At 47.9% G+C, this 15058-nt stretch carries 11 protein-coding genes; 4 read left to right on the forward strand and 7 right to left on the reverse strand.

The features are described 5' to 3' along the window. Positions 1-273: 273 nt before the first annotated feature. The 6 genes from thrA to KTQ90_RS07720 all read right to left on the reverse strand — a co-directional run bounded on the left by thrA (position 274) and on the right by KTQ90_RS07720 (position 10772). Entirely contained in the window at positions 274-2709 is a 2436-nt protein-coding gene (gene thrA, locus KTQ90_RS07695) for a bifunctional aspartate kinase/homoserine dehydrogenase I (protein ID WP_217317895.1), read from the reverse strand. Between the two features lie 488 nt (positions 2710-3197). After that, positions 3198-4421, reverse strand: a complete 1224-nt coding sequence (locus KTQ90_RS07700; protein WP_217317896.1) for a GIY-YIG nuclease family protein — start codon at positions 4419-4421, stop codon at positions 3198-3200. Between the two features lie 8 nt (positions 4422-4429). After that, entirely contained in the window at positions 4430-4699 is a 270-nt protein-coding gene (locus KTQ90_RS07705; RefSeq protein WP_217317897.1) for a hypothetical protein, read from the reverse strand. Between the two features lie 2 nt (positions 4700-4701). Then, the gene (locus tag KTQ90_RS07710) at positions 4702-6747 is read right to left on the reverse strand and encodes a DEAD/DEAH box helicase (protein ID WP_217317898.1); all 2046 of its coding nucleotides are present in this window, start codon (positions 6745-6747) and stop codon (positions 4702-4704) included. Further along, positions 6728-7939 carry a PDDEXK nuclease domain-containing protein gene (locus KTQ90_RS07715; RefSeq protein WP_217317899.1) on the reverse strand — a complete coding sequence of 404 codons (1212 nt, stop codon included), beginning with the start codon at positions 7937-7939 and terminating at the stop codon, positions 6728-6730. The genes KTQ90_RS07710 and KTQ90_RS07715 overlap by 20 nt, the downstream gene beginning before the upstream one ends. Positions 7940-8039: 100 nt before the next feature. After that, entirely contained in the window at positions 8040-10772 is a 2733-nt protein-coding gene (locus KTQ90_RS07720; protein WP_217317900.1) for a class I SAM-dependent DNA methyltransferase, read from the reverse strand. A gap of 448 nt (positions 10773-11220) precedes the next feature. On the opposite strand from KTQ90_RS07720, the gene KTQ90_RS07725 reads away from it, so the two are divergent. Beyond that, a complete protein-coding gene (locus KTQ90_RS07725) occupies positions 11221-12792 on the forward strand; it encodes an NAD(P)/FAD-dependent oxidoreductase (protein WP_022157647.1) in 1572 nt (523 codons plus the stop codon). A gap of 358 nt (positions 12793-13150) precedes the next feature. Here KTQ90_RS07725 and KTQ90_RS07730 read toward each other — a convergent pair whose 3' ends face one another. Continuing rightward, positions 13151-13300, reverse strand: coding sequence for a hypothetical protein (locus KTQ90_RS07730; protein WP_217317901.1), 150 nt, complete (start codon positions 13298-13300; stop codon positions 13151-13153). 163 nt (positions 13301-13463) lie between these two features. Here KTQ90_RS07730 and KTQ90_RS07735 point away from each other — a divergent pair, with 163 nt between their 5' ends. Genes KTQ90_RS07735 through KTQ90_RS07745 form a run of 3 tightly spaced genes read left to right on the forward strand, consistent with a single transcriptional unit; the run spans position 13464 to position 15029 of the window. Then, on the forward strand, positions 13464-13679 hold the full coding sequence (locus KTQ90_RS07735) for a helix-turn-helix transcriptional regulator (RefSeq protein ID WP_042517970.1): 216 nt from the start codon (positions 13464-13466) through the stop codon (positions 13677-13679). Then, positions 13679-14806: a PDDEXK nuclease domain-containing protein gene (locus tag KTQ90_RS07740; protein WP_217317902.1), complete on the forward strand. Its 1128-nt coding sequence runs from the start codon at positions 13679-13681 to the stop codon at positions 14804-14806. Before KTQ90_RS07735 ends, KTQ90_RS07740 begins: the two co-directional genes overlap by 1 nt. A gap of 13 nt (positions 14807-14819) precedes the next feature. Further along, positions 14820-15029, forward strand: a complete 210-nt coding sequence (locus KTQ90_RS07745) for a DNA cytosine methyltransferase (protein WP_254359550.1) — start codon at positions 14820-14822, stop codon at positions 15027-15029. Positions 15030-15058 lie beyond the last annotated feature (29 nt).

Genomic DNA, 15058 nt, shown 5'->3' on the forward strand with positions numbered 1-15058 from the left:
TGTATATTAAAAAGGGACGCCCAGTGATGTGATGAAACTCCGAGTATACAAGATTTGAGAGCTCTCCGCCTTTGTAATCCACCGGCTTTGCAGCTTAGTCCACTGAGGTTTTATATGGCCCGCCATTGGCAAAAGAAGTCTTCTCGGTTTCGATTTTTTTATTGATGAGTATCCCGATCGAACGTGGCGCGCCCCTATGGGTTGAGTGTCTGTTTTTGTTTTCTAATGCAAAGTTAATACTTTCATTTTATTCTGACAAGTGTTTCGCCCATTTTATATGTTTGCAATCGACATGATGTTGGCGAATACGCCAGCCGCCGTCACGCTTGCGCCCGCTCCGTAGCCCTGGATGAGCATCGGGTATTCGCGGTAGCGTTCGGTCGTGAGCGCCACGATGTTGTTGCTGCCCTGCAGGTTGTAGAACGGGTGAGTGCGGTCCACCTCCTTCAGCGCCACCGACAGTTTGCCGTGGTCGAACGTAGCCACGAAGCGCCAGCGCTTGCCTTCGGCGTCGAGCTGTTTGCGTCGAGCCTCGAAGTCGGCGTCGAGCTTCGGCAGGTTCTTCCAGAACTCCTCTATGCTGCCCTCGAAGAACTCGTCGGGTATGAAGAGGTGTGCCTCCACGTCGGTCTTCTCTACCTTGTAGCCGGCTTCGCGCGCCAGAATGACGAGCTTGCGTATTACGTCCTTGCCCGAGAGGTCGATGCGCGGGTCGGGTTCGCTGTAGCCCTGCTCCTTAGCGCGGCGCACAGCCTCAGAGAGCGTCACGTCAGCCGATATCTCGTTGAAGATGAAGTTGAGCGTGCCCGAGAGCACCGCCTCTATCTTCAGAATCACGTCGCCCGAGTTGCGCAGGTCGTTGATGGTGCCGATGATAGGCAGGCCGGCGCCCACGTTGGTCTCGTAGCGGAAGAACACGCCGCGTGCCAGCGCCGTCTCCTTCAGGCGTGCGTACTTCTCGTACGACGACGATGCGGCTATCTTGTTCGCCGCAATCACCGATATGTTGTGCTCCAGCAGCGGCTGGTAGATCTCTGCCACCTCCTTGCTCGCCGTGCAGTCGACGAACACGCTGTTGAAGCAGTTCATTTCTATAATGGCGTCGCGCAGTTTCTTCTCGTTGCTCTCAGGAGCGTCTGCGAGCAGTTCGCGATAGTTGGCGAGGTCGATGCCGTCGCTGTTGAAGAGTGCCTTCTTAGATGTGGCGATGCCCACAACGTTCAGCTTCAGACGCTTTGTGCGCTTCAGCTCCTCATACTGATTGTGAATCTGTTCGAGCAACTGTCCGCCCACTGTGCCCACGCCGCAGACGAAGAGGTTGAGCACCTTGTATTCAGACAGGAAGAACGAGTCGTGAATGGCGTTGAGCGCCTTGCGCAGATGTTCGCTCTTAACGACGAACGAGATGTTGGTCTGCGGCGCACCCTGCGCACACGCTATCATGCTGATGCCGGCTCTGCCGAGTGTGCCGAAGAGCTTGCCGGCGATGCCCGGCGTGTTCTTCATGTTCTCGCCTACGACGGCGATGGTAGCCAGTCCGTTCTCGGCGTGCATGGGGTACATGGCGCCCGTCTCTATCTCCTTCGCAAACTCGCCGTTGAGCACCTCTACAGCCTCCTTGGCGTCTTGGTCGCGCACACCGATAGACGTAGAGTTCTCTGACGAAGCCTGCGACACCATGAACACGCTGATGCCGTTGTCTGCCAGGGCGGTGAAGATGCGGCGGTTCACACCGATCACACCCACCATCGACAGACCCGCTACGGTGATGAGCGTTGTGCCGTTGATGCTCGATATACCCTTGATGGGCTTGTCGTTGTTAGCCACCTTCTGCTTGATGATGCTGCCCTCACCGTCGGGGTTGAACGTGTTCTTCACACGGATAGGAATGTTCTTCACGCAGACGGGGTAGATAGTAGGCGGATATACCACCTTCGCACCGAAGTTGCAAAGCTCCATCGCCTCGATGTAGCTCAGCTCCTTGATGGTGTAAGCGGTCTTTATGACGCGCGGGTCGGCGGTCATGAAGCCGTCCACGTCGGTCCAGATCTCAAGAATTTCGGCGTCGAGCGCTGCGGCGATGATGGCAGCTGTATAGTCTGATCCGCCACGACCGAGGTTCGTAATCTCGTCGGTGTCGCGGTCTTTGCTTATAAAACCCGGAACAAGCGAAATGCGCTGCAGGTCGCTGAAGGTGCGACGCACAAGACGGTTTGTCAATTCGGAGTCGAGAGTGTTCTTATGATTCTTGCGCACGGTCTTGATGAACTCGCGCGAGTCGTACCACTTTGCGCCCTGCACCAGTGTAGCCACGATGTTCGAGCTGAGACGCTCGCCGTAGCTCACGATGGCGTCCTGCGTCTTCTTCGAGAGGTCGTGTATGAGGTACACGCCGAAGTAGATGGAACGCAACTGCTCGAAGAGCGAGTCGACGATGTTGAAGAGCTGTTCGCGTTTGCGCGGGTCGGTGATGATAGTGTCTATCATCTTGTGGTGGCGTTCCACCATAGCCTGAAACTCGTCCTTCCACGTCTCGTCGCCCTTCTGTGCGAGCACGGATGTGGCGATGAGCTTGTCGGTGATGCCGCCCAGCGCGCTCACTACGACGATGATAGGCTGCTTCTGCGCCTCTTTCTCTACGATAGCCTTAAGGCTGAGAATACTCTCTACGGAACCCACTGAGGTTCCGCCAAACTTCAATACTTTCATTTCTTTTTGTTCTGTGGTTAATGTCTCCATACCAGGGAGACGCTTGTGTTTCGATGCTGACGTGGCTCGAGGCGTGGTGCGACTGGCGTGCGTCGGGGTCCTCTTTACGAGCGAGGTTTTACGCTACTCCTTGGTCGTCATCTGCGTCGGGGCTGCGTCAGCACCGTGTCGTTGACAATAAAGTGATGGGGATGTGGGGGCAAAATTACGAAAAATGTTCTTAAAACGTTTCATTTCTTATGAAAATCGCATAAGTTTGCGTAATTTTGTACCCTAATAGGAGGAGGGCGCGGCAAGGACGTGCGCCAGCGCAAGGTAGACCTTGCCAATGGTGGATGGCTGGCAGATAGCTGGAGGATAGTCCATAATCTTCTAGCTGTCTGCCATTTATTATAACAGCGTGGCAATAAAGTTGCTGTGTGAAGCCTGCCACGACAAAGGTGAGGAACGACCACGGTGCCGATTACGCCATGGCTGACTAATGCGTTTTATGGCTTAACATGTTCAAGTATTGAACCCAAATGATACTCTACCACGCTATGTTCTTTGTCATACGTTGTATCAACCACTTGCACCAGCGCACTCTCACGGTCTTTGTTGTAACCCACGAACAAGCGTAGGGCATCGTAACGCTTGAGATATCGTTTACCATCGCTTTCATCTATGAAGGTGTATTTTTTCAAAGTGGGCTGCTTGAGCTCACGATATTCAATCTTCTTCTCGCCACTCATAATATCATCGAAGTAACACTTCTTGATAATCAATGACAGCACCTTCATGCCTGTGGTGTCAAAAGTAGACTCAGCCTTCACAATGCGTTTTTCTAAGCACTGGAGTGCTGGATTGTAGGTGTACTTTGTGATGGAGCCATCCACAATCTTCTCAATGATAGTGTTGACGACAGGCAACGGCACAACATACCATTCTTGAGGATGATGTACATTTCCGTCATTATCCGTAACTGTAAGCTGGAGCTGTACCGCATCAAGCACTTGGTGGACAAGCGTTTCAAAGACATGACTATTCATGTTCACAATCTTATAGCTTGCCTCCACTTTTACTGGAGCCATGAGATAGGTAGGCTCATTGGCAGCATTCGCAACGCGCTCTTCCACGGAATTGATGGTGAAACCTATCTTATAGAGGTTGTCGTACTTTCTAATCTCTGGATTATTAGACAACGAACTGAGAATATAGATGTAACCAGTTACTTTGTCACCATCTTCCACACCATCAGAATCTTTGAATACATTATCCACCTCTTTCTGTGTTGCTGTTATTGCGTAACCGCTTGCCATCACATTCTTACGCAAGGTTTGCAATAGTATGTCAGTTTCAGTACCATTCTCAAAGATACAGCGTGTGCGTCCATCCTTGGTGCCATTTGATGCTGTCATTTGTTCACCGATGCTGGCGAGATAAAGCAGTTGTCCATCTACTACATAGTAAGCACCTTGTAGCATATTGTCGGTCTTTGATGTCTTGACAAGACTTCTCTTTCCCTCTTTTAGTTCTTGATGAACCTTCAAGAAGCCAGACTGAAAGGCAGCAAAATCCTCACACACCTTGCGCTGAGCATAGTGGTCAGGCTGAGTTCTCCCAGCCTGAACTTTCTGCATATCTTCAGGTATATCGAATAACGACGTCTCTTTTTCGCTAATATCGAGCAAAGGGTCGTTGAACAATTCTTCTAGTTCCTTATCTATATCCATAACGTTTATTACATTTTAAGAATACCAAGTCTATCATATGGTTCAAGCATATCTACAGCATCACGACGCAATGCAACCAAATTTCGTGCAAACTGTTTTTCTTTCAAATCTGCTCCACTTCTACTTGGGGGTCTTCCACCGTGTGCTTCGCACCATTCTGTTATCTCCAGTAAGGTCTTAACCCTGCGATCATTCGCTGTCAATCGTGCTTCCTTGGGACGGACACCATCCAACAAGGGGTCATCAAACAGCTCTAAAAGTTCTTGTGGCCACTCCATGTTTAATCATTATTTTCAGGTTCGTACTCCAGTCCCTTCATTTTTCTAATCTTCAGATTATAAATCATCTGATAAGCCACTGCCAATTCCTTTACCTTAGGGTCAGAAGAGTTGAGAGACGGCATAGCACCGTCATGGGCAGCTACCCATTCTTTCAATGGTCCTTTAAACAACATGATGGCAGTGTCAATAGACATGTCAAATTTCTGCTCAGCGATAGTGTCTTGTATCACTTTCAGTGTTGGCGCATCTACTGTTTTAGACAATACCTCATAAGCACGCTGGAAGGGATTGATGGTATCTATGAGATTGATGCTCAATTTGTCGATATTTATGAAACGATTGGCGAGTTTCATCATTCTATTGCCCTCACTTCCACGTTCTTCTTCGTTTTCATATGTCTCAGTGATGTCAATAGGATTACCCTTGTCGTCCACAATATCATTTCCTTTGATGATGGTGTCGAGCAATACACGCTGGCGCACTTCCTCCACCTCGCCCTCGGTTAGGTCAGGATATTTTTCACGAATAACCTTAGGGATAAGGTGCTGAGTGATATTCTCTGCTGTGGTGCTGCCGCTTATAGCCTTCACCACCAGGTCTTCTTGCAGAATACTTGCTTTCAGATCATCCAACTGCTCTTCAACAATCTGCTTGGTCTTAGCACTTGACAGCGGCTTCAATCCCTCAACTACTATGGTGTGAACGGTGTCATCCGAGTCTTCCTCAGGCTCTTTCGTAGTCTTAAAGTGCCAGCTGGGTGCCATCACCTGTTCCATGAGCAACGATGCAGTGATTGCTTTCAGAAAATCGTTCACAGCCACCTTTACATCGGGTTGGTCTGCATCGGGCATGGCTATCATGTTGATAAAGCGAGCAGTATCTTTGCCCTTGCTGTCACGGGTACAGCGTCCAATAATCTGCACCACTTCTGTCAGTGAGCCACGCACACCGATGGTAAGACAGGTGTCGCACCATTCCCAGTCGAATCCTTCCTTGGCTGTGCCCAGTGCGATGATGAAGTCCATATCATCAGCCTTCTTCATCTTGTTGAGATAGCTGTAGACTCCAGCGCGTGTCTTCGGGTCATCATCTACAAGGTCTGCCAGTTTCACTCGTCTACCATCCTTAGTCTCCAGTGTATAAATGCCACCGCCGTGGTTGTAATCACGCTCCACCACAGTGCCAATAAGTTTCATAATGTCTTCCACCTCCTGATATTTGCCTCTGGCGGTGCTTGCGCGGCTGTTGATACTCGGAATGTGGATGATGGTCTTGCGATGGGTGTCCAGCACCTCGCCGATATGGTCGAGATATACACCCTTATAGAAGTGATAACCCAGCACAAGATTCTTCAGATACTTGTAGCCATTGAGCTGCTGATAGTAGTTGTAGCTTACGGGATAGAAGCGTGCCTCGTCCTCTGTACGAAGCACCGGAATACCATCGCCACGGAAATAGCTGCCTGTCATGGCTACAATATGCCCGGTAGAGTTGTTCATCACACGGCGGACTGTATCTCCCAATCCGCTGTTTGCATCAGCACTGGTATGGTGAAACTCGTCAATAGCCAGCAGACAGTCGTTCCAGTCCTCATCATTCAGTTCCTTCATGGCATTGCGCAGTGTAGCATGGGCACACACCAACACCTTCGATTTGGTTTCTTTGCGCATGAACTCACAAAAGCGTCCAGCCTTGTCGCTTTCATTGCCTGTGGAGGAACACAAGTCGTAATAAGGTGCTAAACGCCAATCATCAAAGAAACCATATTTCTTCAAGTCAGTGTTGCGGAATGAGCGACCAATACTCTTTTCGGGTACGGCAACAACTACCTTTTTAATGCCTTGATTCACCAATTTGTCGAGGGCTATGAACATCAGTGCACGACTCTTGCCACTGGCAGGAGGGGCTTTAATCAGCAGAAATCGCTTGTCTCTATATTGATATGCTTTGGCTTGCATCTCGCGCATACCTAGTTCATCGGTGTTACTAGATGTGCCACGCTGAGCATAGTGTATGTCTACGAAGTTAATCTTTGGTTGTTCCATCTTGTTCTTCCATTGAATTTTTCTGATGATTTTTTATCTGTAACTCCAGAAGCTTAACGCGCTCACGCAACTGCTCTATGGTAGGTAGCTGCTTCACAATCTCTTCTATCTGTACATTATTATATGAGGCAACCCCCAATGGCGTTGTTATGCCTCTGAATGCCAGTTGCACGTCCGTTCTATCCATATTACTGCAAATCAGCAGTCCTATGGTTGGATTGTCACTTTCACGCTTGACGGCTTCATCTACTGCTGCCACATAGTAATTAAGCTTGCCAGCAAACTCAGGCTCAAATGCGACGGCCTTTAACTCAACCACCACATAGCAACGCAGATAGATGTGATAGAAGAGCAAGTCGATGCGACGTGACCTGCCAGCCACCACAATCTCTTTCTGACGACCAACAAAGGCAAAGCCCTTGCCCAACTCCAAGAGGAAATCTGCCATCTGTATTGTCAATGCGGCTTCGAGTTGTGCCTCACTGAAACCATCGGGTAGTGTAAGGAAGCCAAAGTCATAGTTCTCTTTGGTTATCTCCTGCGCCAACGCAGCTTGTGGCAATGGGAGCTTGTCTGCAAAGTTGCTCACTGCGCCTGGATGCTTATGATAGACATCGGCATCCATACTGTTCTTCAGTGCGCTGCAACTCCAGCCGTTTTCAATCGTTCTGCGAATGTAGAAAAGAGCTTCTTCTACATCCTTTGTCTTCTTGATGATTTCCACGTGATGGCTCCATCCTATCAGTGAGAACAAGATAGGGAAAGGTGTTCCATCTACATTGCTCTCCAATTCTGAAACAGCCCGTTTCAGTTTTGTTTCAAACTGAATATCAGGAGCTTGTAATTCTGAAATAGGCCATTTCAGTTTTTCAGAATAGAAGAGATACCATTGCTTCATGTGCCATAGGTTTCTGCTTCCAAAACCTTTCTCGTCAGGGAATGCATGCTGAAGATCAAAGCTCAGTTGTTCTACCACACCGCTTCCCCAACGTTCTTCTGCCTTGCGCATAACCAATTCACGACCAAGTTGCCATTTCCACAGCAACTTCTCACCATTCACCTTGATCACAGCTCGTACCTTTGCCTGTTGGTAGCGTGCTTTCAGTGACTCCAACCATTCTCCATACTCTGTATCCAAGTGGGTGTCGTGTATGTGTGGCACTGATATGTTGTTTCTTATATCGTCGCTCATATATTGTTTTTTTAATTGTGTACGCAGCGCGTACACAATGTTTTTATAACGTGTGAACTCTATCTTTGTTGTCCCAATTGGGTACGCATGCGTACTCAATTCATTTCGCCGTCATCTTCTCATAGAGTTTGAAGAGACATTCCAGCCTTGCCTCGTCATTGGCAAAGGGATAGCCGGGATAGCAGCTCTCCACCAAGTCGTCGAGCACATGGTGGGCATTGCGCAGGTCTTCAGGCATCTTCTCCGGGTCATATAGCTCTGCCAAGGTCTTCTCGGGATGGTCAGCTCGGGTAAGGAGGACTTCTTCAGCAGCTTCGCTCAATGCTTGCTTCTTCTCGGCGGTGAGTTTGGGGAAGGGGAAAGTGTTGTAGCAGAGCTGGGCGGAGTAGCGGTAGTCGGTTTTCAGTCTGCCGCCTACCGTGCGCACCCATGCCATGTGCATGCGGGAGGTGAGGATGCCGAAAAGCCAAAGCTTGGCATCGTAGATGGCGAAGGCTAAATTTGACACAACATTACCAGCTTCAAGGTAACCCATTGGAATGTATTCACGTGCTTCTGAAGACACACCTGGTATGATGATGCACTCCGATAAGATGGGATGCTCCCTAAACTGATAGGGCTTTTCTGCAAGTTTCTGGCCATCTTTACTATCAAGACGCATCTGTTTTGTTTTGGCAACCCGACCTGCGATAATAGGATTCTTCAGAGCATCGTCTTTGTCTGCATCATCTATCCAAAAGCAAAAACGCTCTTTACCATTAATAAATTCTTCCGAGCCATATATTTGTTTGATGTATTTCTTGTCATTGGGATATTCTGCTATAAACTCGCTATATTCGCTTGGTTCAAGCAAGAGGTTTCCACCATCGTAGGGCATCGAACCAAATGTTGCCTTTGGCAAACCTTCGGGTATTTGGTTGTTCTTACATACAATGGTGCTGCTACCTGCAGATAAATATGGATTTATAAAAGACGCTTCAAGTTTCGTTTCTCCTGTGTATATAGCTTTCTTATCTTTTGACATATTAGCTACACCTATTATAATGACTGTTACTCCTGCATTGTATTTTGCATTATTACTCCATTTAAAAGAGGTGTATGCAAAACGTATTTCTTGCCCCTTGTTTAATATTTCAGGCCATAAAATACCGACTTGTTCTCCTTGGCATATACTGTTTGTACTAACAAAAGCATATTGAGCTTTTGTGCCTTGAATATATTTGGACGCTTCATAAAACCAAATTGAGATATAGTCAAGTATCTTTGAATTCTTAAGCGAACCAAATGCAATAGATATGTCCTTTTTTTGCTCAGCAGATTGAAGTTTACTTCCCAAGTATGGCGGATTGCCAAACACAAACACCTCTTCATCTGCAGTGTGTGGGCATACCTCCTCCCAAACCAAACGACACGCGTTGCCACATACTATCTGAGTGATATTGTGCAGAGGAAGGGCTTGAGTGTTCACACCAAAGTCGTCATGTAACTTGCGGTTCATCTGATGCTCTGCCAACCACATAGAGAGCATTGCCACCTCATGCGGAAAGTCGAGCAACTCGATGCCATAGAACTGCTTGAGCTGGATGACAGAGCTGTCAAAGAAGTCAATCTCTGGGATAATCTGGCGCATCAGACGCAGAATATCCATTTCGAGCATACGGAGAGCCTTATAAGTGATAATCAAGAAATTGCCACTACCGCAAGCAGGGTCAAAGAACTTCATCTTTGACATGCGCAGCAACAGCTTCTCGCAGTCACGACGAATAGCCTTTGCATCTTTATGGAACTGGTTGTCTGAGAGTCCACCTATATCATGCTGACGTTTCTTTTGTTCATATTGGTCACGCAGATGGTTGTATGCCCCCTGAAGGTCGTCCAAAAATAAAGGATTGATGACCTTCATAATGTTAGGTACACTGGTATAGTGCATGCCTTGATTGGCACGCACATTAGGGTCTACCACCGCTTGAATCATTGAGCCGAAGATGTCCGGATTGATGTTCTTCCAGTCCAGTTCGCCACACTCAATAATGATTTTGCGTGAGCGGAAGCCCATCTTTGGTATCTGTATGTGCTTGGCAAACAGTCCACCATTCACATATGGAAATTGAGAGATTATCTTCAAAGTGTCTTCGTTACGCAAGCGCACGTCCATAACGTTGAAGGCTGCATCCAGATAATCAGCCAAATCAGAGCCATCCTCCTTGGTGTAGCGCACCACAGAACCGGTGAAGAGGTTGTCTTCAAAGATACCAGTATCCTCTGCAAAGAAACAGAATAGGAGTCGTGCAATGAAAATGTTGAGGTCGTGCAACTCGCTGCGGCTGCTGAACTCGTTGTAAGCACGTAGCTCGTCGTGCAGTTTAGCCAACTTCTCTGCAGCCTTCACATCGGCAGGACTCTCATCAATATTGGTGAACCGTTCCACACCGCACAAGGGGTAGAAAAAGGCGAAGTCGCAGTAAAGGCGATTAAGTGGGTTCTCATAACTCTCTTTTTCCCTCATGTCATAGGCCAATATGGTCTCGCCATCACTTACTGCCACAATCTTCGGAGCAGCTTTGATGATCTGTGGGTCTTGTTTCATCTCCTCCAGCGTTGCCGTCAATGATGTGGTGGATACCGATTTATAGCCAAACAACCCTTTGATAAGCAAGCCGTCGTAGCGAGCCAACACACCCTTACCGTCACGATAGCGACGGATATCGGCATCGCCCTTACCGAATGCCTTCAATATTTCGTAACCTACTTCGCCAGCCACCACATCTTTCTCTTTGAAGACGGTGAGGGCAGACTCAATATCTTGGTAGCTTAAATTCTGTTTCTTTGCCATATTGTTTTAGATGTCGTTGTTGATGAGATTTGTTATATAAGGGTAAATAATTATTTGCCGGATAGTTCCCTTTGCCAGAATGGCAAACAAGTTGAGATAATAACAATGAACTTTGTTACGAGCGAGGTTTTACGCTACTCCTTGGTCGTCATCTGCGTCGGGGCTGCGTCAGCACCGTGTCGTTGACAATAAAGTGATGGGGATGTGGGGGCAAAATTACGAAAAATGTTCTTAAAACGTTTCATTTCTTATGAAAATCGCATAAGTTTGCGTAATTTTGTACCCTAATAGGAGGATATGGCATCTTGCCAAATCCACGCACCCTATCAGGGGGTGCAGTGGTCTCCACTGCACCAACCAAACAAAAAATAACAAAATAATAGACCCTACCAGGGGGTGCAGTGGTCCCCCCCCACCAACCAAGCAAAAAAATAACAAAATAATAGATATGATTCAGGAATTTCAAATACGAGTGCTACCCGTGGTAGCCTCGAGCGAGCAAAACATAATAAGCTACATTGCCGACGAAAAGGGCATCGACGCACGCACCGTAAACGCCGTGCGTGTGCTGAAGCGTAGCATCGACGCGCGTCAGCGCACTATCTTCATCAACCTCACCGTGCGTGTCTACATCAACGAGATACCGCAGGATGCCGAGTACGTACACACCGAGTACGGCGACGTGAGCCAGAAGCCGCAGGTGGTAGTGGTGGGCGAGGGCCCCGGCGGACTCTTCGCCTCGCTGCGTCTCATCGAACTGGGCTTGCGCCCCGTGGTGCTTGAGCGCGGCAAGGACGTGCGACAGCGCAAGGTAGACCTCGCCAACATCACCAAGACGCAGAGCGTAGACCCCGAGAGCAACTACTGCTTCGGCGAGGGCGGCGCCGGCGCTTACTCCGACGGCAAGCTCTATACCCGCTCGAAGAAGCGCGGCAGCATCGAGAAGATTCTCAACGTGTTCTGTCAGCACGGAGCCTCTACGTCTATCCTCGTCGACGCCCATCCGCATATCGGCACCGACAAGTTGCCGCAGGTTATCGAGAGCATGCGCAACACCATCATACGCTGCGGCGGCGAGGTTCACTTCCAGACCAAGATGACCCGACTGCTGCTCGAGGGCGACAAGGCGGTGGGCGTTGAGGCTGTCGACCTACAGACCGGAGCCGAGAAGACCTTCCGCGGACCGGTCGTTCTCGCCACGGGCCACTCCGCACGCGACGTCTATCGCTATCTCGCCGAGGCGAAGATAGAGATTGAGGCGAAGGGCATCGCCGTCGGCGTGCGCCTTGAGCATCCGTCGCAGCTGATTGACCAGATACAGTATCACTCGCGAAACGGACGCGGCAAGTATCTGCCTGCTGCCGAGTACAGCTTCGTGACGCAGGTGGACGGACGCGGTGTCTACTCGTTCTGCATGTGTCCCGGCGGTTTCGTCATTCCGGCGGCTACCGACAAGCAGCAGCTCGTCGTTAACGGCATGAGCCCCAGCAACCGCGGCACGCAATGGTCCAACTCGGGCATGGTCGTGGAGACACGCCCCGAGGACGTGGGCGGCGACGAGAACGATCCGCTGCGCGTGATGCACTTCCAGGAAGAACTGGAGCGTGCGTGCTGGCAGCAGGGCAACATGAAGCAGACCGCTCCGGCGCAGCGCATGGCAGACTTCGTGAACAACCGTCTGAGCTACGACCTACCCAAGAGCAGCTATGCCCCCGGACTCATATCCTCGCCCCTTCACTTCTGGATGCCGCAGCACGTGTGCAAGCGTCTGCAGGAGGGCTTCAAGAAGTTCGGCAAGATGAGTCACGGCTTCCTCACCAACGAGGCTGTGCTCATCGCCACAGAGACTCGCACATCGTCGCCCGTGCGCATCACACGCGACTTCACCACGCTGCAGCACGTGCGCATCCAAGGACTCTTCCCCTGCGGCGAGGGTGCTGGCTATGCCGGTGGCATCGTCTCGGCTGGTGTCGACGGCGAGCGCTGCGCAGAGATGTGCGCTGAGTATCTGAACAAGTAAACAGCTGAAGAATCCAGCCGGCGATTACACTAAATCGCCGGCTTTTTTATGTCTGATAACAGCTTCTTTTATATTTAATTGCAGCTTCGTTTATATTTAATTGCAGCTTCGTTTATTTCTAATCTGAAACTATGTGCAATTACCGCAGCACAATAACCCTATTCCCGCAATGCGGTAACGCTGTTTTAGATATGCGGTAATGTCAGTTTTGCTGCGCGGTAATTTACCCAAAATAAACCTGTTGGCGGAATTAATTTAGTGCATACTTAATTCTACCAATGGGCTTGTTGTTAATGAAGTTTATGTATTGCAGAATAGTAAGTGCACTAATTATGTACGGCATCTGATTGTCGCCGCCCTATGGCATGTATTTCATGCGCTCGTTGATGAAGATTGGCGCGATGTCGTTCTCCTCCTTGAAGACTTCGGATGTCTTGGTGGTGAAGGCAGCAGAGGCATGGGTGCCGGGGATGTTATGGACGGATGTAAATGTAAGTGTATCGGGCATATATTGGTGTTTTTGAGGCAAAGATATATTGTAGTTCAATCCTCGGAAAAGATATAAAACTATTGAATAGTTTTCAACTTGTTGAGAACATAGCATAAAAATAAGGCTGTTTTTGCAAGTTTGTTGATAATAATTAGTAATTTTGCGGTAAAAATTAAATATTATGACACATAAAGAGTTGAATCGCCTAAAACTGTTGCTTGTTGAGAAAAAGAAAACAGGCTTATGGCTGGCTGAGCAACTTGGAAAAGATAAAACAACCATCTCAAAATGGTGCACTAATTCAAGCCAGCCTGACGTTGAGTGTTTGATAAAAATATCAAAGTTGCTCAATGTCGAACTTTCGGATATATTAATAGTTGATAATGAAGAAATATAATGGAACAAAATATAATCCAAACTGATGTCGTGAAAGCTGTAGCTGCTATCAAATCTGCCATTCAGCTAACGCGAAAGACAATGATGCTTAGTGCAAACAAAAATGCATTAGCTTTGTATTACGGCATAGGACGGTACATCTACCAAAGTCAGAAAAGATCCAGCTGGGGTGATAAAATTCTTGAAACTATTTCTTCACTACTGCAACAAGAGATGCCTGGTTTAAAAGGTTTTTCTAAAACGCAGTTGAAAAGAATGAAATCATTCTATCTCGCATGGCGAGATTATTTTCGTGCACCCTCGGATTTCCCCAACAATAGTTCTATCGCAGATTTCACCAATATTACTGATTGTGAAGATGTTGTAATTGGTCCATTGACAACGGACCAATTTGATAAGGCAACCCTAGATGCATTTCTTACAGTACAGTTTACCCATCATTATGAAATATTGCAACGTACAGACACACTCAATGAAAGATTGTTTTATATCTACAAGGTTGCAAGTGAGTTTTGGAGTGTTGATAAACTTAAATATAATATACGTGAGCAACTGTATTTGAAGGAAGGCACAATGCCCAATAATTTTGCTGTAACTTTGCATGATGGCGAACAGAAACAAAAGGCAATGAGGGCGTTTCGCAAGAACTACAAACTTGATTTCATAGAGATTGATGATGTAGATGAATGGGATGAGCACAAAGTGGAAACCAAGATCGTTGAAAATATAAAGCGGTTCATCATGGCTCTTGGTGCCGACTTTTCTTATATGGGTAACCAATACAGATTAATTGTTGACGACAAGGAATATTTTATAGATCTCCTCTTCTTCAACCGTAGATTAAGATGTTTGGTGGCGATAGAGTTGAAGTGGACAGAGTTTCTGCCTGAATTTGTTGGGAAGATGAACTTCTACCTCCCTGCCCTTGATGACCTTGTGCGCTTGCCCAATGAAAATCCGTCCATCGGAATCATTCTTTGTCGAGGACAAAAGCAACGGACGGTGGAGTATGCTCTGCGAGACACAAGAAAGCCTATGGGCGTTGCAACATATAGGGCTGCAAATGAGCTGCCGGAAGAGTTTGGAGAAGTCCTTGGAGGATTGGAAGGACTGAAGGAGTTAATGTAGAGATAAAAATGTTATGACCAAAAAGATATATAAATTTATAGATTTATTTGCTGGTATTGGTGGTTTTCATACCGCTATGCATTATGTTGGTGCTCGCTGTGTTTTTGCAAGTGAGTGGGACAAATATGCAAGAATATCTTATGAGGAGAATTATAAAGATATCGAGCCAAGATTATTTGAAAAGGATTCATACGGTAATTACCTGTTGGCGGAATTAATTTAGTGCATACTTAATTCTGCCAATGGGCTTGT

The sequence above is a fragment of the Leyella stercorea genome (genome assembly GCF_019052365.1).
In the GTDB taxonomy this organism is placed as follows: domain Bacteria; phylum Bacteroidota; class Bacteroidia; order Bacteroidales; family Bacteroidaceae; genus Prevotella.